Annotated in this window: 3 protein-coding genes (1 of these 3 cut by a window edge); all 3 read left to right on the top strand. The window is 63.2% G+C overall.

The features are described 5' to 3' along the window. Tightly spaced (each overlapping or abutting the next), the 3 genes in view from PMI21_RS27490 to PMI21_RS27500 form a layout consistent with a single transcriptional unit that may run on beyond the window. Positions 1–7,090, top strand: partial view of a non-ribosomal peptide synthetase gene (locus PMI21_RS27490; protein WP_007933119.1) — the 3' portion only. The gene continues 5,291 nt to the left of window position 1, outside the view; the window shows 7,090 of its 12,381 coding nt (coding positions 5,292–12,381); its start codon lies off the left edge, out of view; its stop codon occupies positions 7,088–7,090. Next, positions 7,090–20,586, top strand: a complete 13,497-nt coding sequence (locus PMI21_RS27495) for a non-ribosomal peptide synthase/polyketide synthase (protein WP_007933117.1) — start codon at positions 7,090–7,092, stop codon at positions 20,584–20,586. The genes PMI21_RS27490 and PMI21_RS27495 overlap by 1 nt, the downstream gene beginning before the upstream one ends. Further along, complete coding sequence (locus PMI21_RS27500) at positions 20,583–23,816, top strand: non-ribosomal peptide synthetase (protein WP_007933115.1); 3,234 nt, start codon at positions 20,583–20,585, stop codon at positions 23,814–23,816. The genes PMI21_RS27495 and PMI21_RS27500 overlap by 4 nt, the downstream gene beginning before the upstream one ends.

The following is a 23,816-nucleotide window of genomic DNA, read 5'->3' as shown; positions in this document are numbered from 1 at the left end:
GGTGTCCGGCAACGAAAACCAGAGCGGGCATGGCGATCACTTCCAGACCCTGGACGTCAGTCGCACCCAAGGCCTTGAAGCCTTTGCCCGGCAACAGAAAGTCACCCTCAACACCCTGGTGCAAGCCGCGTGGCTGTTGTTGCTGCAACGCTACACCGGCCACGAAACCGTGGCCTTCGGCGCCACGGTGGCCGGGCGCCCGGCAGACTTGCCCGGCATCGAGCAAGCTGTCGGCTTGTTCATCAATACCTTGCCGGTGATCGGCGCACCGCGTCCGGACCAGAGCGTCGGCCACTGGTTGCAAGCGGTGCAGGCGCAAAACCTCAGCCTGCGCGAGTTCGAACACACGCCGCTGGCGGACATTCAACGCTGGGCCGGGCAGGGCGGCGAAGCGCTGTTCGACAACATTCTGGTGTTCGAGAACTACCCGATTGCCCAAGCGCTGCAACAGGGCGCGGAGCAAGGCGTGGTGTTTGGCGACGTCGCCAACCTTGAGCAAACCCATTATCCGTTGAGCGTCGCCGTGACGCTGGGCCAGACCCTGGCGCTGCATTACAGCTTCGACCGGGCGCATTTCGCAACGCCCGCGATCGAGCGCATCAGTGCGCACCTGCTGCAACTGTTGGAGCAGTTCGCCGAGTCGGCCGAGCGCAACCTCGGTGAAATCGCCCTGGCCAGCGCTGCCGAGCTGGCGCAGCAACAGGCCAATAACCAGCCGCAGCCGTACCCGGTGAATGTCGCCGTGCACCAGCGCATCGCCGAACTCGCCGCCCAGCGCCCGGAACGCACGGCGGTGATCTTCGCCGGCCAGCGTTTCAGCTATGGCGACATCGACCAACGCGCCAATCAGTTGGCCCACGCTTTGATCGCGCGGGGTGTCGGCCCGGAAAGCCGGGTTGGCGTGGCCTTGCCGCGTAGCGAAGGGGTGATCGTCGCGCTGCTGGCGGTGCTCAAGGCCGGCGGTGCCTACGTGCCGCTGGATACCAGCTACCCGCGCGAACGCCTGGCCTATCTGATCGAGGATTCGGGGCTGGCGTTGTTGCTCACCGATTCGTCGGTTTCTGCGCAGTTGCCGGTGGATGATTCGGTCCCGGTGCTGGAACTCGACCGTCTCGATCTGCGCAGCCAAGCCCTCACGGCGCCCAAGGTGCAGCTCGATCCGCAGAACCTCGCTTACGTCATTTACACCTCCGGCTCCACCGGTAACCCCAAAGGCGTAAGCGTCGCCCATGGCCCGCTGGCGATGCATTGCCAGGCCATCGGCCAGCGCTATGAAATGCGTGACAGTGATTGCGAATTCCACTTCATGTCCTTCGCCTTCGACGGCGCCCATGAGCGTTGGCTGACCAGCCTGACCCACGGCGCTTCGCTGCTGATTCGCGACGACAGCCTGTGGACGCCGGAACAGACCTACAACGCCATGCGTGAGCACGGCGTGACGGTGGTGGCGTTCCCGCCGGTCTACCTGCAACAACTGGCCGAACACGCCGAACGTGAAGGTAACCCACCGAAGGTGCGGATCTACTGCTTCGGCGGCGATGCCGTGCCCAACGCCAGTTTCGAGCGGGTCAAGCGTGCGCTCGATCCGGACTACATCATCAACGGCTACGGCCCGACCGAAACCGTGGTCACGCCGCTGATCTGGAAGGCCGGGCGCGACGTGCCGTGCGGCGCGGCCTATGCGCCAATCGGCAGTCGCATCGGTGACCGCAGCGCTTACGTGCTGGACGCCGACCTGAACCTGCTGCCCCAAGGCATGGCCGGTGAGCTGTACCTGGGTGGCACCGGTCTGGCCCGGGGTTATCTGAACCGTCCCGGGCTGACGGCAGAGCGGTTTGTCGCCGATCCGTTCAGTGCGGTCGGTGGCTTGCTGTACCGCACTGGCGACCTGGTGCGTCAGCGGGCCGATGGCACGTTCGATTACCTGGATCGCATCGACAATCAGGTGAAAATTCGCGGTTTCCGCATCGAACTGGGGGAAATCGAAGCGCGCCTGCAAGCCCTTGAAGGTGTGCGCGAAGCGGTGGTGGTCGCCCAGGAAGGCACCGCCGGCAGCGGCAAGCGCCTGGTGGCTTATGTGGTCGCTGATGCGCTCAATGCCGAACAGGCTGATTTCGCCGACAGCCTGCGCGAGCAACTCAAAGTCGCGCTGCCGGCGCACATGGTCCCGGCGTATTTGCTGCTGCTTGAGCGCCTGCCGCTGACTCCCAACGGCAAACTCGACCGCAAGAACCTGCCCAAGCCAGACGTCAGCCAATTGCAGCAAGCTTATGTGGCGCCGCAAAGTGCTCTGGAGCAGCAACTGGCGACGATCTGGCAGGACGTGCTGAAACTCGATCAGGTTGGTTTGAGCGACAACTTCTTCGAACTGGGCGGCGATTCGATCATCTCGATTCAAGTGGTCAGCCGCGCTCGTCAGGCCGGGATCCGCTTCACCCCCAAAGACCTGTTCCAGCACCAGACCATCCAGGCACTGGCCACGGTGGCGCGGTTGGGTGAGCCGGCTCAGGTCATCGATCAAGGGCCGGTGACCGGCGAACTGGCGTTGTTGCCGGTGCAACAGCTGTTCTTCGAGCAGACCATCCCCGAGCGTCAGCACTGGAACCAGGCAGTGATGCTCAAGCCGACGCAAAAACTGAATGCCAATGTGCTTGAGCAGGCGTTGGGCGCGCTGGTTGTGCACCACGATGGCTTGCGCTTGAGTTTTGTCGAACAGGCTGAGGTCTGGCAGGCGCAATACCGCGCGCCGGGCAGCCAGACCGAGGCGTTGGTCTGGGCGGTCGACGTCGCCGACGCCACGGCACTGGAAGCTGTGGCCAACGAAGCGCAACGCAGCCTGAACCTGCAACACGGGCCGCTGCTGCGCGCGGTGTTGGCGAACCTTGATGACGGCACTCAGCGACTGTTGCTGGTAATCCACCATCTGGTGGTGGACGGCGTGTCGTGGCGGATTCTGTTTGACGATCTGCAGACCGCTTACCGTCAGCTGTTGAGCGGCGAGACCCTGCAATTGCCGGCCAAAACCAGTGCGGCCAAGGTCTGGGCCGAGCACCTGCAAACCTACGCCCGCAGTGCTGAATTGCGCAGCGAACTGAGCTGGTGGCAACAGCAGTTGCACGGCGCCGACGTGGCGTTGCCGGCGGATAACCCCGAGGGCGGGCAACAGAACAAGCATGCACTGACGGTGCGCACGCAACTGAACAAGGAACTGACCCGGCAACTGCTGCAAGACGCTCCGGCGGCGTATCGCACTCAGGTCAACGACCTGCTGCTGACCGCTCTGGCCCGCGTCATGGTGCGCTGGACCGGGACCGACAGCGCGTTGATCCAGCTCGAAGGCCATGGTCGGGAAGAGCTGTTCGACGGCGTTGACCTGACCCGCACCGTCGGCTGGTTCACCAGCCTGTACCCGGCAAAATTGACGCCGGTTGCGGACCTTGGCGGCTCGCTGAAACAGATCAAGGAACAGCTGCGCGCGATCCCGAACAAGGGCCTCGGTTTTGGTGCCCTGGCCCATCTGGGGGACGACGTTGCACGTCAAATCCTCAGCCAATTGCCGGTGCCGTGCCTGACCTTCAACTACCTGGGCCAGTTCGACGGCAGCTTCACCGAAGCCGACGGCGCCTTGTTCGTACCGTGCAGTGACCCGGCCGGTGATGAACTGGACGCCCGTGCGCCATTGGCCAACCAGTTGGCCCTCAATGGCCAGGTGTATGGCGGCGAACTGAACCTGGGCTGGACCTTCAGTCGCGAACGCTTCAATGAGGCGACCATTCAAGCGCTGGCCGACGATTACGCACTGGAACTGCAAGCGTTGATCGCCCATTGCTGTCAGGCCGGGCAGCACGGCGTTACTCCGTCGGACTTCCCGCTGGCGCGCTTGAGCCAGGCACAACTGGACGGCTTGCCGCTGGCGCCGCAGTCGATCGAAGACCTGTATCCGCTGTCGCCGATGCAGCAGGGCATGTTGTTCCATGCCGTGTACGAAGAAACCACCGGCGATTACATCAACCAGATTCGCCTGGACGTCGACGGACTCGACCCCGAGCGTTTCCATCAGGCCTGGCAAGCGGCGGTGGAGGCCCATGACATTCTGCGCACGCGCTTTGTCTGGCAGGGCGAACTGGAAAACCCGGTGCAGGTGGTCAGCAAACACGCGCAGATGCCTTACAGCCTGCATGATTTACGCGCCCATCCGCAGCGCGATCAGGCCTTGCAGTCGCTTGCCGACGCGGAACGCCAAGCCCTCAACTTGAGCGCGCCGACCTTGTTGCGGCTGGTGATTGCGCGCATCGACGACCACCGTCATCACCTGATCTACACCAACCATCACATCCTGATGGACGGCTGGAGCAACTCGCAGTTGCTCGGCGAAGTGCTACAGCGTTACAGCGGCCAGTTCAACGCCGCTCACAGCGGACGTTACCGCGATTACATCGCCTGGCTGCAACGCCAGGACTCGGCCGCCAGCGAAGCGTTCTGGACCCCGACGCTACACGCGCTGGACGAGCCGACGCGCCTGGCCCAGACCGTCGCGAAGCCGCAAGCGTCTATCGACAGCCAAGGTTATGGCGATCACTTCCAGGTGCTGGATACTGATCTGACCCTGCGTCTGGGCGAGTTTGCCCGGGCCGCGAAAGTCACCGTCAACACGCTGGTGCAGGCGGCCTGGTTGCTGTTGCTGCAACGCTACACCGGGAAAACCACCGTGGCCTTCGGCGCGACGGTCGCCGGTCGTCCGGCGGACTTGTCGGGTGTCGAGCAACAGATCGGGCTGTTCATCAACACCTTGCCGGTGATCGCCAGTCCTCGGGCCGAGCAATCGCTCACTGATTGGCTGCAAGCGGTGCAAGGGCAAAACCTGGCGTTGCGCGAGTTCGAACACACCGCGCTGTTCGATATTCAACGCTGGGCCGGGCAGGGCGGTGAAGCGCTGTTCGACAACATTCTGGTGTTCGAGAACTACCCGATTGCCCAGGCCCTGGAGCAGGGCGCCCCGCAAGGGCTGCGCTTTGGTCCGGTGGCAAGTGTCGAGCAAACCAACTATCCGCTGACCTTGCTGGTGAGTCTCGACACGCAACTGTCGATGCACTTCAGCTATCAACGCGGCAGTTTTGCGTCGGCGACAGTGACCCGACTGGCGGCTCATTTGCAGCACCTGTTGAGCCAAATGATCGACGCCGGTGAACGCCGCCTCGGCGAGTTGGTACTGCTGGATGAAACCGAGCAGCAGCAAGTGTTGCTGGACTGGAACCGTAGCGATGAAGGTTTCGCCCAGGAGCTGTGCATTCACCAGTTGATCGACCGCCAGGTCGCCGCCCAACCGGATGCGCCGGCGGTGACCTTCGCGGCCAGACAACTGACTTACGCCGAGCTCGACAGCCGCGCCAACCAACTCGCCCACAAGCTGATCGAACTGGGCGTGGGCCCGGAAGTTCGGGTCGGCGTGGCGATGCAGCGTTCCGACAGCCTGCTGGTAGCGCTGCTCGCGGTGCTCAAGGCTGGCGGCGCCTATGTGCCGCTGGACCCGGATTACCCGGCCGACCGCGTGGCCTACATGCTCGAAGACAGCCGCGCTTTGGTGCTGCTGACCGAGCAGGCTGTTGCGGCAACATTGAACGTGGCGGCGCACACCCAAGTGCTGCTGATGGAGCGGATCGAGGCGCAACTGGCGGACTATCCGCGCAGCGCCCCGGTCACTCGGGTCACGCCGGATAACCTCGCTTATGTGATCTACACCTCCGGTTCCACCGGCAAGCCCAAAGGCGTGGCCATCGCCCATCGCAACGTGTTGGCGTTGATCGACTGGTCGCAATCGGTCTACAGCCGCGACGACATTCAGGGTGTGCTGGCTTCGACTTCGGTGTGTTTCGACCTGTCGGTATGGGAGCTGTTTGTCACCCTGGCCAACGGCGGCTCGCTGATCATCGCCCGCAACGCCCTGGAGTTGCCGCAATTGCCGGCGCGGGATCAGGTGCGCCTGATCAACACCGTGCCGTCGGCGATCAATGCGCTGCACAGTGCCGGGCAGATTCCGCCGAGCGTACGCATCATCAACCTCGCCGGTGAGCCGCTGAAGCAGTCGCTGGTCGACTCGCTTTATGGGCAACCGACCGTTGAGCATGTCTACGACCTTTACGGCCCGTCGGAAGACACCACTTATTCCACCTGGACCCGTCGCGAGGCGGGTGGCACGGCGAACATTGGCCGGCCACTCAAGCACACCGCCAGTTATCTACTGGATGCCGACTTGCAGCCGGTGCCGCTGGGCGTGTCCGCCGAGCTGTATCTGGCCGGTGCCGGTATTACCCGGGGTTACCTGGGGCGGCCGGGCATGACTGCCGAGAAGTACGTGCCGAACCCGTTCGCCAGCAATGGCGAGCGCCTGTACCGCACCGGTGATTTGACCCGCTATCAGGCCGATGGCGTGCTCGAGTACCGAGGGCGAATCGACCATCAAGTGAAGATCCGCGGCTTCCGCATCGAACTGGGTGAAATCGAAGCGCGCCTGCTGGAGCAGCCAGCGGTCCGCGAAGTGGCGGTGCTGGCGCAGGAAGCCCTGGGCACTCAGCAACTGGTGGCCTATGTGGTCGCACCAAAACTGGACCTCGATGCCGCCGACGATCAGCAGTCCCTGCGCGATGAACTCAAGGCACGGCTCAGGGAGTCCCTGCCGGAATTCATGGTCCCGGCGCACCTGTTGTTCCTCGCCAATCTGCCATTGACGCCCAACGGCAAACTCGACCGCAAGGCGTTGCCGACGGTGGAGGGCGGTCATTTGCAGGTGCGTTATGTCGCCCCGCAGAGCGAGCGCGAGCAGCAGGTCGCGGCGATCTGGCAGCACGTACTGCAAGTCGAGCGTGTCGGCCTGCTGGATAACTTTTTCGAACTGGGCGGCCACTCGTTGCTGGCCGTCAATGTGGTTTCACGCCTGCAACTGGAACTGGGCCTGAAACTGACCCCACAACTGATTTTTCAACACCCCGTACTCACGGATTTCGTCAGCAGTCTGGCAACCGCAGGTGAGCAGGTCGATACGTTGAAACTGAGCAAGCTGGACGCCCTGCTTGACGAAATGGAGGAAGCTTGATGGATACCAATGTCGCTTTGAAGATCGCCCGGCGTTTCATTACTTTGCCGCTCGACAAGCGCAGGGTCTATCTGCAGAAGATGCTTGAGGAAGGTGTTTCGCCGGCGAACCTGCCGATTCCCGAGACACAGTCGCAGTTCGATCCGGTGCCGCTGTCCTTCGCTCAGGAACGCCAGTGGTTTCTCTGGCAGATGGACCCCGACAGCGCCGCCTACAACATTCCCAGTGCCATGCAATTGCAGGGCGAGCTCGACGTGCCGGCGCTCGAACGCGGTTTCAATGCGCTGATTGCCCGTCATCAAAGCCTGCGCACGACGTTCCGGCAGCAGGATGAGCAAGCGGTGCAGGTGATTCATCCGTACATGAACCTGACCGTCGCCGTGCATGAACTGGATGAAAGCCCCGATGCCCTGCCGCCAGAGGCGCAGATTCAAGCGTTCGTCGCCGAACAGACCGGGCAGCCGTTCGACCTGGTCAACGGGCCGCTGTTGCGCGTCAGCCTGCTGCGCCTTGGCGCGCAGGAGCACGTGCTGACCCTGACCCAGCACCACATTGCCTCGGATGGCGCGTCGATGCGGGTCATGGTCGACGAATTGCTGCAACTGTATGGCGCTTACCGCCAGGGCCACGAACTCGCTTTGCCGGCATTGTCGATCCAGTACGCCGACTATGGCATCTGGCAACGGCACTGGATGGAAGCCGGGGAGCGCGAGCGGCAGTTGGAGTATTGGCAGGCGCACTTGGGCAACGAGCATCCAGTGCTGGAATTGCCCACCGATTACCCGCGCCCTGCGGTGCAGAGCCTGCGTGGCGCCCGTCATGAATTGGCGTTGCCGCCGGCACTGGGCGAGCGCCTGAGGGCGTTGGCCAAAAGCGAAAACGTCACCCTGTTCATGCTGTTGCTGGCGTCGTTCCAGACCTTGTTGCATCGTTACAGTGGCCAGGCCGACATCCGCGTCGGCGTGCCCACCGCTAACCGCAACCGGGTCGAGACCGAGCGGCTGATCGGCTTCTTCGTCAACACCCAGGTGCTCAAGACCGAGTTCGATGCTCAGGCCACGTTCAGCACGCTGCTGGCCCAGGTCAAACAGACCGCGATGGCCGCCCAGGCGCATCAGGACCTGCCTTTCGAACAACTGGTCGAAGCCTTGCAACCGGAACGCAGCCTGAGTTACAGCCCGCTGTTCCAGGTGATGTACAACCACCAGAGCACCGGCGCCAGCCAAAGCCGCCAGGGCACGGGCGAGTCAGCGCTGACGATTCGCCACTTGCATCAGTCATCGCGCACCGCGCAATTCGACCTGACCCTGGAGACGTTCGATGGCCCCGAAGGCCTCGGTGCACAACTGACCTACGCCACCGACCTGTTTGACGGCGCGACCATCGAGCGGTTGGCACGGCACTGGCAAAACCTGCTCGGCAGCCTGGTTGCCGATCCACAGCAGCGGGTGGGCGAACTGGCCCTGCTCGACGAAACCGAACAACAGCAGATGCTGGTCGACTGGAACCGCAGCGCCGCCGAATACCCGACCGACCGCTGCATCCATCAATTGATCGAAGCCCAGGCCCGGCGCACGCCAGAGGCCACGGCGTTGGTGTTCGACGGGCAATCGTTGAGCTATGCGCAACTCAATCGCCAGACCAACCAGTTGGCCCATCGGCTGATCGAACTGGGCGTCGGCCCGGATCAATTGGTCGGTATCGCCATCGACCGCAGCCTGGAAATGCTGATCGGGCTGCTGGCGATTCTCAAGGCGGGCGGTGCCTACGTGCCGCTGGACCCGCAATACCCTGAAGACCGTCTGGCGCACATGATCGAGGACAGCGGTCTGCAACTGCTGCTGACCCAGGCGCATTTGATCGGGCACTTGCCGATTCCGACCGGCGTGCAAACCCTGTTGCTCGATCCGCAAGGCGAGCACGCTCGCGGTTACAGCGAAGCCGATCCGCAGGTATCGATCAGCAGAGAAAACCTGGCGTATGCGATTTACACCTCCGGCTCCACCGGCAAGCCCAAAGGGGTGATGGTGCGCCATCAGGCGCTGGTGAATTTTGTGGTGAGCATGGTCAAGGAGCCGGGCATCGAGGCCCGGGACCGCATGCTGTCGTTGACCACGTTCTCGTTCGATATTTTCGGCCTGGAAATCTACGGCCCGCTGCTCAGCGGTGCTCGTGTGGTGCTGGTGGACAAGCAAACCGCCCAGGATCCGCAAGCACTGCTGGAGATGATCCGGCAACAGGAAGTCACCGTGGTGCAAGCCACGCCGTCGACCTGGCGCATGTTGCTCGACCACGAACAGGCTCCCATCCTGCAAGGCTGTAAATTCCTCTGCGGTGGTGAAGCGCTGGCCGATGACCTGGCCCAGCGCATGCTTGGCCTGGCGGGGCAGGTCTGGAACCTTTATGGCCCGACCGAAACCACCATCTGGTCGGCGGCCTGGCAGCTGACCCGCGAGCAGCGCCAGCCGTACCTCGGCAAACCGATTGCCAACACTACGCTGTACATTTTGGGCGACGATCTGGCGCCGAACCCGGCAGGCTCGATTGGCGAACTGCTGATCGGTGGCGACGGCCTGGCCCGGGGGTATCACCACCGTGCGGCGATGACCGCCGAGCGCTTCCTGCCCGACCCGTTCGGTAACGGCGCGCGGCTGTACCGCACTGGCGACCTGGCGCGCCATCGTCACGACGGCGTGCTCGAATACATGGGGCGCATCGACCATCAAGTGAAGATCCGCGGCTTCCGTATCGAACTGGGTGAAATCGAAGCGCGTCTGCTGGAGCAGCCAGCGGTCCGCGAAGTCGCGGTACTGGCGCAGGAAGCCCTGAGCAGCCAGCAACTGGTGGCCTATGTGGTCGCGCCGCAACTGGACCTCGATGCCGCCGACGATCAACTGCGTCTGCGTGATGAACTCAAGGCGCGACTCAAGGAATGCCTGCCGGAATTCATGGTCCCGGCGCACCTGCTGTTTCTCGCCAGCCTGCCGCTGACGCCTAACGGCAAACTCAATCGCAAGGCATTGCCGGCGGTGGACGCGAGCCAGTTGCAGGCGTGTTATGTCGCGCCGCAGAGCGAACGGCAACAGCAAGTCGCCGCCATCTGGCAGGACGTGCTGAAGCTGGATCGCGTGGGCCTGACCGACAACTTCTTCGAGCTGGGCGGGCACTCTCTGCTGGTGACCCAAGTGGTGTCCCGGGTGCGGCGGGTGCTGGACATTCAGGTGCCGTTGCGCAGCCTGTTCGAGCACAGCACCCTGGAGGATTTCGTCCAGGCGCTGGGCGCCGAACCGGGCGAGCAGTCGCCGCTAATGACTCGGGTCGACCGTGACCAACCGCTGGCGCTGTCCTTTGCCCAGGAGCGGCAATGGTTCCTGTGGAAAATGGACCCCGACAGCGCCGCCTACAACATCCCGACCGCGCTGCGGATGCGCGGCGAGCTGGACAAAAATGCCCTGCAACGCAGCTTCGAGGCGCTGGTGGAGCGCCACGAAAGCCTGCGCACGGCGTTCGTCGAGGAAGATGGCCGGACCTGGCAGGTGATCCGCCCGCAAGGTCGCGTGAGCTTTGTCGAGCAACGTCTGGCTGCCAGCGATGAAGCGAGCATCAAGGCCTTCGTCGAACAGGAAACGCAACGCTCGTTCGATGTACTCGACGGCTCGTTGGTGCGTTTCGTCCTGTTGCAGGTGGGCGAGCAGGATCACGTGCTGATTCTGACCCTGCACCACATCGTCTCCGACGCCTGGTCGTTGCAGGTGATGATCGATGACCTGATGGGTTTGTATGCGGCGATCAGCCAGGGCCGGCCGGCCGAGCTGCCGCCATTGCCGGTGCAGTACGCCGACTACGCGGTGTGGCAGCGTCAATGGATGGCCGCCGGCGAACGGGATCGGCAATTGGCCTACTGGCGCGAAAAACTGGGCAGCGAACAGCCGCTGCTGGAGCTGCCACTGGATCATCCGCGCCCGGCGCAACAAAGTTTCCGTGGCGCGCGTCTGCCGATCACCCTCGACGAATCCCTGAGCAATGCCCTGAAGGCCTTGGCCCGGCGCGAAAACGTCACGCTGTTCATGCTGTTGCTCGGCTCGTTCCAGACCTTGCTGCACCGCTACAGCGGCCAGGCGGATATCCGCGTCGGTGTACCGATTGCCAACCGCAACCGCTTGGAAACCGAACGTCTGATCGGTTTCTTCGTCAACACCCAGGTGCTGCGCGCCGAGTTCGACGGCCAGCTGACCGGGGCTCAATTGCTGCAACAGGTGAAGCAGACGGCCATGGCGGCGCAGATGCATCAGGATCTGCCGTTCGAGCAACTGGTCGATGCGCTGCAACCGCAACGTAACCTGAGCCACAGCCCGCTGTTCCAGGCGATGTTCAACCATCGCAGCGAAGCGGCCTCGACGCTGGCCGAATCCTTGCCGGGTATCGAGCTTGCAAGCCTCAGTTGGGAGCACCGCACCGCGCAGTTCGACCTGACCCTGGACACCAGTGATAACCCGCAAGGCCTGCACGCCTCGCTGACCTATGCCACCGATTTGTTCGAGCCATCGACCATCGAGCGCATGGGCCGGCACTGGCTGAATCTGTTGCAGGGCCTGGTCGAGGACATCCACCGTCCGGTCGGGCAATTGGCATTGCTCGATGACCGCGAGCGGCAACTGACGGTCGTCGACTGGAACGCCACCGCCGTCGACTACCCGTTGCATCGCAGCGTGCAGGCGCTGATCGAAGAGCAGGTCGGTAAAACCCCGCAGGCGTGTGCGCTGGTGTTTGCCGAGCAACGCTTGAGCTACGCCGAGCTCAATGGCCGCGCCAACCAACTGGCTCACGTGCTGATCGAGCAGGGCGTCGGCCCGGATGTGCTGGTGGGCATCGCGGTCGAGCGGTCGGTGGAAATGGTCGTGGGCCTGTTGGCGATTCTCAAGGCCGGCGGTGCTTATTTGCCGCTGGACCCGGAATACCCGCAGGAACGTTTGGCCTACATGTTTGAAGACAGCGGCATCCAATTGTTGCTGACCCAGAGCCATTTGCTTGAGCAATTGCCGATCCCGGCCGGCATTCGCAGCCTGGTGCTGGATCAGGACGGCGACTGGCTGGAAGGCCGCAGCGATGCCAATCCGGGCATTGACCTCGACGGGGAAAACCTTGCCTATGTGATCTACACCTCGGGCTCCACTGGCAAACCGAAAGGCGCGGGTAACCGTCATTCGGCGCTGGTCAATCGCCTGTGCTGGATGCAACAGGCCTATCGGCTCGACGCCACGGACAGCGTGCTGCAAAAAACGCCGTTCAGTTTTGACGTGTCGGTCTGGGAGTTCTTCTGGCCGCTGCTAACCGGCTCGACCCTGGTGGTGGCCGCGCCGGGCATTCATCGTGATCCGGCGCAGTTGATCGAGTTGATCACTGCGCAACGCATCACCACGCTGCACTTTGTACCGTCGATGTTGCAGGCGTTCCTGCAAGACCCTTCGGTGGGTCAGTGCAGCAGCCTGACCCGGATCGTCTGCAGTGGCGAAGCCCTGCAAGTGGATGCGCAGCAGCAAGTGTTTGCCAAGCTGCCGAATACCGGGCTGTACAACCTCTATGGCCCGACCGAAGCGGCCATCGACGTCACGCACTGGACGTGCATCGAGGAAGGGCGCGACAGCGTGCCGATCGGTCAGCCGATCGCCAACCTGGGCACTTACATTCTCGATCACGAGTTGTCGCCGGTACCGGTGGGGGTGATCGGCGAGTTGTACCTGGGCGGTGAAGGCCTGGCCCGGGGTTATCACCGTCGCCCGTCGCTCACGGCGGAGCGCTTCGCGACCAGCCCGTTCGGTGACGGCCAGCGTCTGTACCGCACCGGCGACCTGGCGCGTTATCGCGCCGACGGAGTGATCGAATACGCCGGGCGCATGGACCATCAGGTGAAAATCCGTGGCCTGCGCATCGAATTGGGCGAGATCGAAGCGCGCCTGGCCGAGCACGACGAAGTCCGCGAAACCGTGGTGATCGCCCAGGACGGCACGCTGTTGGTGGCGTATGTGGTGCCGACCCGCGACGTGCTGCTGCACGCTGACGATGAAACTCGCAACGCCTTGCAGCGCAGCCTCAAGCAACACCTGAGCCAGACCTTGCCGGACTACATGGTCCCGCAGCATTGGCAGTGGCTGGAAAAAATGCCGGTCAGCCCCAACGGCAAACTGGAACGCAAGGCGTTGCCCAAGGCCGACACCACGGCCAGCAGCAAGGCTTACAGCGCCCCGACCAGCACTATCGAACAGGCGTTGGTGGAGATCTGGCAAAGCGTGCTGGGTCGACCGCAAGTGGGGATCTGCGACAACTTCTTCGAGCTGGGCGGCGATTCGATCATCTCGATCCAGGTGGTCAGCCGGGCGCGTCAGGCGGGGATTCATTTCAGCCCCAAAGACCTGTTCCTGCACCAGAACGTACAAAGCCTCGCGGCGGTGGCGAAGGTCGGCGACAGCGGCTTGCGCATCGACCAGGGCCCGGTCACGGGCGACACACCGTTGCTGCCATTCCAGCAGTTGTTCTTTGAACGCGACATGGCCGAGCCGCACCACTGGAACCAGTCGGTGCTGCTCAAGTCCGCCAAACCGCTGCACGCCCAACACCTGGAGCGTGCGTTGCAGGCACTGGTCAGCCATCACGACGCGTTGCGCCTGGCCTTCACCCGTCAGGGCGACCGCTGGACCGCGCAGCATCGCTCCCTGGCCGAGCAACAGGCGCTCTGGCAACAGTCGCCGCTGCTGTGGACCGCTGAAGTCGCGGATGCCGAAGCACTCGAACAATTGGGCGAGAAGGCCCAGCGCAGCCTCGAGCTGGCGAGCGGTGATCGGCTGCGCGCGGTGCTGGCGAACATGGCCGATGGCAGCCAGCGACTGTTGCTGGTGATCCATCACCTGGTGGTCGATGGCGTGTCCTGGCGCATTCTGCTCGAAGACCTGCAACTGGCCTACGAGCAGTTGCAGGCTGGCCAAACGCTCAAATTGCCGGCCAAAACCAGCGCCACCCAGGCCTGGGCGCGACGCTTGCAGCAACACGCCGATAGCTCGGCAATGCAGGCTCAGCTGACGTTCTGGCAAGAGCAATTGCAGGATGCGCGCGATGACTTGCCTTGCGATCGACCGCAGGGCGAGTTGCACAATCGCCACGCCTTGCATGTGCAGACCCGCCTGGACAAACAGCAGACCCGCCAGCTGTTGCAGGAGGCACCGGCGGCCTATCGCACACAGGTCAACGACCTGCTGCTGACGGCGCTGGCGCGGGTGATTGCGGACTGGACGGGCGACGCATCGACCCTGATCCAGCTCGAAGGCCATGGCCGCGAAGCGCTGTTCGAAGAACTCGACCTGAGCCGTAGCGTGGGCTGGTTCACCAGCCTGTTCCCGGTCCGGCTGACGCCGGCGAGCACGCCGCAGGACTCGATCAAAACGATCAAAGAACAACTGCGGGCGATCCCCGATAAAGGCCTGGGCTTTGGCGCGCTACGCTATCTGGGCAACGACAGCACCCGCCAGGCGTTGCAAGCCTTGCCCGTGCCGCGCATTACCTTCAACTACCTGGGCCAGTTCGATGCCGGGTTTGGCGACGAGGCGGGCGCACTGTTCACCCCGGCCAGCGAATCGGCGGGGGCGGAGCAAAGTCCGCTGGCGCCTCTGGACAACTGGCTGACCCTCAATGGCCGGGTGTATGGCGGCGAATTGAGTATCGGCTGGACGTTCAGCGGGCAGATGTTCGATCAATCGACCATCGCCCGATTGGCGCAGGCTTATGCGCGGGAACTGGGGCTTTTGATCGAGCACTGCTGTGAGGCTCGGCATCAGGGCCTGACACCGTCGGACTTCCCGCTGGCCGGGTTGACGCAACGCCAGCTCGATGCGTTGCCCGTGACGCCACGCCAGGTCGAAGACATTTACCCGCTGTCGCCGATGCAGCAAGGCATGCTGTTCCATACCCTCTACGAGCAACAGGCCGGCGATTACATCAATCAGCTGTGCGTGGACGTCGAAGGGTTGCAGGTCGAGCGTTTCCGCGAGGCCTGGCAAGCGGCAATGGATGCGCACGATGTGCTGCGCAGCAGTTTTGTCTGGGACGGTGAATTGCAGCGGCCACAGCAAGTGATCCACAAGCGCTTGCCGGTGCCGTTCACTGTCCATGATTGGCGTGGGCAGAATGACCTGCCGCAGGCGCTCGAGGCGCTGGCTGATGCGCAACGGCAACAGGGCTTCGACCTGCATCAGGCGCCCCTGCTGCGCCTGGTGGTGGTACAAGTCGCCGCCGAGCGCTTTCAGCTGATTTACACCAGCCACCACATTTTGATGGATGGCTGGAGCAACTCGCAGCTGCTGGGCGAAGTGCTGCAACGCTACAGCGGCCAGGCGCCGGTGATCGCGGCGGGGCGTTATCGGGATTACATCCAGTGGTTGGCGCAACAGGATGCGCAAGTCGCCGAGCACTTCTGGAAGGGGCAACTGGCGGACTTCGAAGCGCCGACCCGCCTGGCCGATGCGCTGGTTTACCGTGGCCACCAGGCTGGCCTCGATTCGCAGGGCGAGCATTTCCTGACCCTGGACGCCGCTGTCACCGATGACCTCAACACCTTTGCCCGGGGGCAGAAAGTCACCGTCAACACGCTGGTTCAGGCTGCGTGGCTGCTGTTGTTGCAGCGCTACACCGGGCAGGACACCGTCAGCTTCGGCGCCACGGTGTCTGGCCGTCCGGCACAGTTGAGTGGGGTCGAGCAACAGATCGGCTTGTTCATCAACACCTTGCCGGTCATCGCCAGCCCCCGCGCCGAACAACCGTTGGCGCACTGGTTGCAGCAAGTGCAAGCCCAGAATCTGTTGCTGCGTGAGCAGGAACATACGCCGCTGTTCGACATTCAGCGCTGGGCCGGGCAGGGCGGTGAAGCCCTGTTCGACAACATCCTGGTGTTCGAGAACTACCCGATTTCCCAGGCGCTGGAGAAAGGCGCGCCGCAAGACCTGCGCTTCGGCGAGGTGGCCAGGCATGAACAAACCAACTACCCGTTGACGCTGGCGGTGAGCCTGGACAGCCGGTTGACGGTGCATTTCAGCTATCAGCACAGCCGTTTTGCCGCTGCCACCGTGGCGACTCTGGCCGCGCAGTTGCAGCATCTGTTGATCCAGATGAGCGCCAGCGCCGAGCGTTGTCTCGGCGAGCTGGAGTTGCTGGACCAAGCCGAACAGCAACGGGTACTGCGTGACTGGAACCGCAGCGAAGGCAGTGGCGTCGAGGAACTGTGCATTCACCAGATGATCGAGCGTCAGGTCGCCGTCCAGCCGCAAGCGTTGGCCGTGACCTTCGGCAATCGGCAGCTGACTTACGTCGACATCGACGCGCGGGCCAATCGTCTGGCGCACAAACTGATCGAATGCGGTGTCGGCCCGGAAGTCCGCGTTGGCGTGGCGATGCAGCGTTCCGACCATTTGCTGGTGGCGTTGCTCGCGGTGCTCAAGGCCGGTGGCGCCTATGTGCCGCTGGACCCGGATTATCCGGCCGATCGCGTGGCCTACATGCTGGAGGACAGCCGTGCCCTGGTGCTGCTGACCGAACAGGCTGTTGCGGCAACATTGAACGTGACGGCGGGCAGCCAAGTGCTGCTGATGGACGCCGCCGAGTCGTGGCTGGCCGCTTACCCGAACAGTGCGCCGCTGATGGCGGTGACCCCGGACAACCTGGCCTACGTGATCTACACCTCCGGTTCCACCGGCAAACCCAAAGGCGTGGCCATCACTCATCGCAATGTGTTGGCGCTGATGCACTGGTCGCGGTCGGTGTATAGCCGCGACGACATTCAAGGGGTTCTGGCCTCGACGTCGGTGTGCTTTGACCTGTCGGTGTGGGAGCTGTTTGTGACCCTGGCCAACGGCGGCTCGCTGATCATCGCCCGCAATGCACTGGAACTGCCGCACTTGCCGGCGCGGGAACAGGTGCGCCTGATCAACAGCGTACCGTCGGCCATTGCCGCCTTGCAGGATGCCGGGCAGATTCCGCCGAGCGTGCGGATCATCAACCTGGCCGGTGAACCATTGAAGCAGAGCCTGGTGGAGACGTTGTACCAACAGGCGCACATCGAGCATGTCTACGACCTGTATGGCCCGTCGGAAGACACCACCTATTCCACCTGGAGTCGCCGCGAAGCCGGCGGCACGGCGAACATTGGCCGGCCGCTCAACGGCACTGCCAGCTACCTGTTGGGGGCCGATCTGCAACCGGCGCCGCTGGGTGGATCGGCCGAGCTGTACCTGGCCGGTGCCGGCATCACCCGCGGTTACCTGGGGCGCCCGGCGATGACCGCCGAGAAGTTCGTGCCGAACCCGTTTGCCAGCAACGGTGAACGCTTGTACCGCACCGGCGACCTGACCCGTTATCAGGCCGACGGCACGTTGCAATACGTCGGGCGGATCGACCATCAAGTGAAGGTGCGTGGCTTCCGCATCGAGCTAGGTGAAATCGAGGCCCGTCTGCTGCAGGCGCCGAACGTGCGACAGGCGCTGGTCGTGGCGCATCCGGGCGCGTTGGGTCAGCAGTTGGTTGCCTACGTGGTATTTGATGACCCGGCGCTGGCGCTTGGCGATGCCCCGGCCCTGGCCGTGCTGCGCGAACAACTCAACGTACGACTCAAGGAAAGCCTGCCGGATTACATGGTGCCGGCGCATGCGCTGTTCCTCGAAGCCCTGCCACTGACGCCCAATGGCAAGATCGATCGCAAGGCGTTGCCGAGCATTGATGCCAGCGCATCGTCGCGGGACTTTGTCGCCCCGGTCGGCGAACTCGAAGAGCAGATTGCGACGGTCTGGCAGAACGTGCTGGAACTTGACCGGGTCGGTCGCGAGGATCACTTCTTCGAGTTGGGCGGGCACTCCCTGCTGGCGACTCAGGCGGTTTCACGGCTGCGCAAACTCACGGCCGGCGCCTTGAACCTGCGTGACCTGTTCAACCATCCGCGCCTCAAGGATCTGGCGACCTGGATGCGCCAGCAGCAGGGCGCGCCAACGACGGGCGCAGGCGCTGGTTCCGTGGCACTCAAGGCCCACGGCATCAAGCAACGTGCGCCGCTGTCGTTGGTGCAGCGCCGCTTGTGGATCGCCGAGCAACTGTCCGGCGGCTCCTCCGCCTATGGCATGCCGATGGCCCTGCGCCTGCGCGGCGAGCTGTCGGTCGAGCGCTTGTTGGGCAGCTTCGCCGAAGTGGTGCGCCGCCACGAAGTATTGCGCACTGCTTATATCCAGGACGATGAGGGCGATCCGATTGCGCTGATTGCCGAACATGTCGAGCTGGATTTCCCGGTGATCGACTTGTCCGGGCTATCGCGCAGTGCTCAGGAAGAGCAGGTGGCGCAAGCGACGCTGGATAACGCACGCACACCCATCGATATGGAACAGGCGCCGCTGTTGCGCGGGCGGATCCTGCACCTGGGGCCGACCGAGCATGTGTTGCTGTACGCCATGCACCACATCATTTCCGACGGTTGGTCGATGGGGGTTCTGATCAACGAACTGGTGCAGATTTACCACCGTGCCGAGGACGGCGACCTGACGCCACTGCCGGCGCTGGAGGTGCAATATTCCGACTTCGCGCTCTGGCAGCAGGCGCTCGAGGAGCAAGGGACCCTGGGGCAACAGGCCGCGTACTGGAAAGACCGGCTCGCCGGTTACAGCGGGCAATTGACGTTGCCACTGGACAACCCGCGCGGCCTGACGCCGTCCTATGAGGGCGACGCGGTGCGGTTCCAGCTCACCACCGAGCTGTCCAGCGCACTGCGCAAGCTGTCGATGGACGCGGGCGTCACGTTGTACAGCACGCTGCTGGCATCGTTCCAGGTGCTGCTGCACCAGGTCAGCGGTGGCGCCGATGTGCTGGTCGGTGCTGACGTCGCCGGGCGCGAGCAGCCGGAGCTTGAGCGGTTGATCGGCTTTTTCGTCAATATCCTGCCGTTGCGTTCGCGGTTCGACGCCGGAGCGGTGTTCTCGAACTTCCTCGCGCAGACCCAGGAATCCCTGCTCAGCGCCCTGGAGCATCAGGACCTGCCGTTCGACATGATCGTCGACGCTTCGGGCGTGCCGCGACACAAGGGCATGAACCCGTTGGTGCAGGTGTTGTTCGTGATGAACAACCTGCCGGGCCGCACCCAGGCCATGGGCGGTTTGAGCGTGGAAGCGCTGCCGGCGCTGGAGACCCATTCTAAATTCGACATGGCGTTGTTCGTTGACGATGAAGAAGGGCAATTGCTGGGTACTTGGCAATTCGCCACAACCTTGTTCGGACACGAGCGCATTCAGCACCTGGTGAAGGCCTGGATAGCCCTGTTGGAACAGATCGTCGCTGATCAGGACATTCAATTGGGAGCTATCAGCATGCCAGTCGACAATTTAGCGGTGGCCGCCAAGCCTGCCGTCCCCGGACCCAAGGCCGACAAACTCGGCAAGTTCCTCAAGCGCGGCGCCGCCCCGGCGGCCAAGGCCCGACCGGCGCCGATACGCGAATCGCTGATCGCCGCGCCACAGCCGTTCCCGCTGCTGCTGGAACCGAACGAGCCGCATCTGGACTTGATCGAGTGGATCAACAACAACCGGCCGCTGATCGAAGAAAAACTCGCCAGGCATGCCGGGATTCTGTTCCGTGGTTTCGAACTGGATGGCATTCAAGGCTTCGAGGCGTTTGCCGAAGCGATCCAGCCGGGGCTTTACGGCCAGTACGGCGATCTGCCGAAAAAAGAGGGCGGCAAGAACACCTACCGCTCCACGCCGTACCCGGAACGCAAGATGATCCTGTTCCACAACGAGAGCTCCCATCAGGACCGCTGGCCGCGCAAGCAGATGTTCTATTGCGAGCAAGCCGCGCCAATTGGCGGTGCGACTCCGGTGGTGGATTGCCGGTTGATGTACGAAAAACTGCCGGCGGACCTGCGCGACAAGTTCGAGGAAAAAGGCCTGCTTTACGTGCGCACCTTCACCGACAACCTCGACGTGTCCTGGCAGCATTTCTTCAAGACCGAAGACCGTGCCGAAGTCGAGGCTCGTTGCCGGGCCGGTGGTATCGAATGGCACTGGCTCGACAACAACGAATTGCAAACCCGCACCCCAGGCCCGGCCATCATTCGTCACCCGGTGACCGGCGCCAAATCGTTCTTCAACCAGGTGCAACTGCATCACATCTATTGGCTGGAGCCGGACGTGCGTGAAGACCTGTTGTCGATGTTCGGTCTGGAACGCATGCCGCGGCATGTCTATTACGGCGATGGTTCACCGATCGAAGACGAGGTGATGCAGCGCATCGGTGAGTTGTACGAGGAATGCGCGGTGCGTTTCGACTGGCAAAAAGGCGATGCGATCCTGCTGGACAACATGCTCGTGGCTCACGCCCGGGATCCGTTCGAAGGCCCGCGCAAAATCGTCGTGGCCATGGGCGACATGTTCGATCGCAGCGCCCTTGAACGCGTAATGAACACCGAGGAAACCGGAGCATGAACGAGGTATCGATGGACCAGCAGAACCTGGGTTACGCCTTGACGCCTGAACAGCAACGGTTGCTGGAGCAGTTGCCCAAGGCCCCGGCCTGTGGTGATGCGCTGCATTTCCTGGAGGTCGAGATCAGCGGCGCCCTCGATCCGCAGCGGATGCAAAGCGCACTGGATAGCGTGCTGGCGCAACAGCCAATGCTGGTCGCGCGGCTGGGCAAGGCCCCGGGTTTCCATGGTGTTCGGCAGTTCGTCGGCGGGGCGGAGCACTTCCCGCTGAGCGTGCAGGCGCGGGTCGATACCCCGGCCGGTATTCAGGCTCAGCTCACCGAATGGGCGGAACGTGCTTTTGTCGTCGGTGAATCCGAGGGCGCGCAAGCGGTGCTCTATCGCCTGGCCGATGATCAATGGAAATTGGTGTTGGGCCTGGCCCGGCACAGCCTCGATGAAAGCGGCGTGCGGTTGCTGTATCAGCAATTGGTGCGGGCCTATGGGCAACCAACGGCGGCGGACGACCAAGAGACCGGTGAATTCACCCAGTACCTGGAATGGCGCAGTGAAGTGGTGCTCGACGAAGACGCGGCCGGCGCACGTATTTATTGGCAGGAACACCTGCAAGGCGCCGATCCTGATCTGAGTACTCCGTGGCTGGCCTATCGCAACGGCAATCCTGGATTGTCGTCGGCCACTGCATCGCTGACGCTCACTCTCGATCCGGCACTGCGCAGCGGTTTGCAGCAGGTGGCCGGGTCGTTGGAGCAATCGCCGAGTGTGGTGCTGCAAGCAGCCTGGTGGCTGTTGCTGGGGCGGCTCAGCGGGCATGAACAGGTGCTGGTCGGTGTGCGGCATGACAGTCGCGAAGATTACCAATACTTCAGCGATGCCGTGGGCGTGTTCGAGAAAACCCTGCCGCTGAACCTGTCACTGACGGCGAATGCAGCGTTCAGCACTTGGGTGGCGGAGTTGGCGGCGCGTCTGGATGAGCACCGTACGTGGCAGGAATACTGGTCGCCTGAACTGGCGCCGACGGCGGCTCGCCCGGCGTATGGTTTTGCCGTTTGCCGGGCCACGCAAGCCGCGACGTCCGCTGATCTGCAATGGACTCCGCGTTCGGCAGTGCGCGAAGCACTGTTTGAATTAATGCTTGAACTGGAAACGGACGAGGCGGGCAACGCCCACGCGTTCCACCTGCATTACAACCCGTCCCGTTACTCGGTTCAGGCGATGGAAGGGTTGCTGGCGCAGTTGCGTGTATTGCTCGAAAACATCGTCGCCAATCTTCACGCCGAACTCGGTCGACTGAACGTGTTGGGAGCCGCCGAACAACAGCGCTTGCTGGCGATCAACCCGCCAGCGCGAGCACGGGTCGATAGCCGGTTCTTGCCGCAACGCATTGCCGACTGGGCCCGGACCACGCCGCAAGCCATCGCCCTGACAGACGGCGATCAACGCCTGAGTTACGGGCAGTTGCAAGCGAAGGTCGAGGTGTTGGCCCAGGCATTAAAAGCCCAGGGCATGGCGCCGGGGGCTATCGTCGCGCTGGCCTTGCCACGCTCGGCGGAGCTGGTGATCGCCATGCTCGCGGCGTGGCGCATCGGCGCGGCGTACCTGCCGCTGGACCCGCAATGGCCGCAAGCCCGTCAAGCCTTGATGCTGGAACAGGCCGGCGCTGCGTTGCTGCTGGTCGACGCCGGGCACATCGCGCAATGGCACGATCATCCGTTGCCTCTGGCGACCGTGGACCGTGTGCTGCAATCGGCCCCGGCGAGCACATCGGCCATCACCCTCGACACACAGGGCGATCAGGCGGCGTACGTGCTGTTCACCTCCGGCTCCACCGGTGTGCCGAAAGGCGTGGTCATCGAGCACCAGCAATTGCTCAATTACACCGCTCACGTCAGCCAGGCCCTGGGGCTGGAGCAGTGCCAGCAGTTCGGCTTCACCTCCACGGTGGCGGCGGACCTGGGCAACACGGCGCTGTTCGGCGCCTTGTTCAACGGTGCCGCGCTGCATGTGGCCAGCGATGAGCAAATGCAGGACGGCAATTTGTTTGCCGATTTCCTGCAACGGCAGGCCATCGATTGCCTGAAGATCGTTCCGTCGCACCTGGCCGCGCTGCTCGACAGCGAACGCGCGCAACTGCCGCGCACGCTGGTGCTGGGTGGTGAGCCGATTGCCCAGGCATTGGTGCAACGGATCGCCGGTTTGCGCAGTGATTGCCGGGTGTTCAATCACTACGGCCCGACCGAGGCCACGGTCGGCGTGCTGGTTCATCCGCTGCATCTGGATGCGGCTGTGCCTGACACCGGCGTTCTGTCCCGGGTGTTGGACAACAATCAGGTGTTTGTACTCGACGATAACCTGCAACTGGCGCCGGTCGGTGTGCTGGGCGAGTTGTACCTCGGCGGTGCGCAGTTGTGCCGCGGCTACGTGAATGTCGAGGCCGATTCGCACGTGTTCATCCAGAGCCCGTTCAATCCGCAGGAGCGCCTGTACCGCACCGGCGACCTGGCCCGTTATCGCCCGGATCTGGCGATTGCGTTGCACGGTCGGCGCGATCAGCAAATCAAGGTGCGGGGTTTCCGCATCGAACTGGCAGAGATCGAAGCCGAGTTACTGCGTTTGCCGCAGGTCGCGCAAGCACTGGTGTTGCCAGGTCAGTCCGCGCAAGACGGGATGCTCGCTTTCATCGTGCCGCATCAGGCGCCTTCGGCGACTTTGCTCGATGCCGTTCGCGACGAACTGGCGCTGCGTCTGCCCAGTGTGATGCTGCCGCAGCACTTGCAGTTGATCGACAGCTTCCCGCGACTGGCCAACGGCAAGGTTGACCGCAAGGCCTTGCAACAACTCGCGTCCACTTCGGCTGACGATGAAGGCATGCAGCCCCGCGATGCGCTTGAGCAATTGCTGGTGACGCGCATGGCGCAGTTGCTGGGGGTTAAGCGTCTGGGCATCGACCGGGACTTTTTCGCCGCCGGGGGCCATTCCTTGCTGGTGATCAAACTGGTGGCCGGGATTCGCAAGTTGTTGCAGTGCGAAATCCAGCCGGGCGTGGTGTTTGACCATCCGACCGTGGCGGGCCTGGCGGCGGCGTTGCGCTCCCGGGAAAGCAGTCCGGGTCAGTTGGAGAAAATGGCCCAGGCGCGGTTGCGTCTGGACAACATGAGCCCCGAAGAAAAAGCGTTGCTCACCGAAAAAGCCCGGCAACTGCAAAACGCCAAGGCTGCACAAAACGGTTGA

Source organism: Pseudomonas sp. GM18, assembly GCF_000282195.1.
GTDB lineage: Bacteria > Pseudomonadota > Gammaproteobacteria > Pseudomonadales > Pseudomonadaceae > Aquipseudomonas.
The sequence above is the reverse complement of the archived record's forward strand: the minus strand, read 5'-3'. Positions and strand labels throughout refer to the sequence as shown.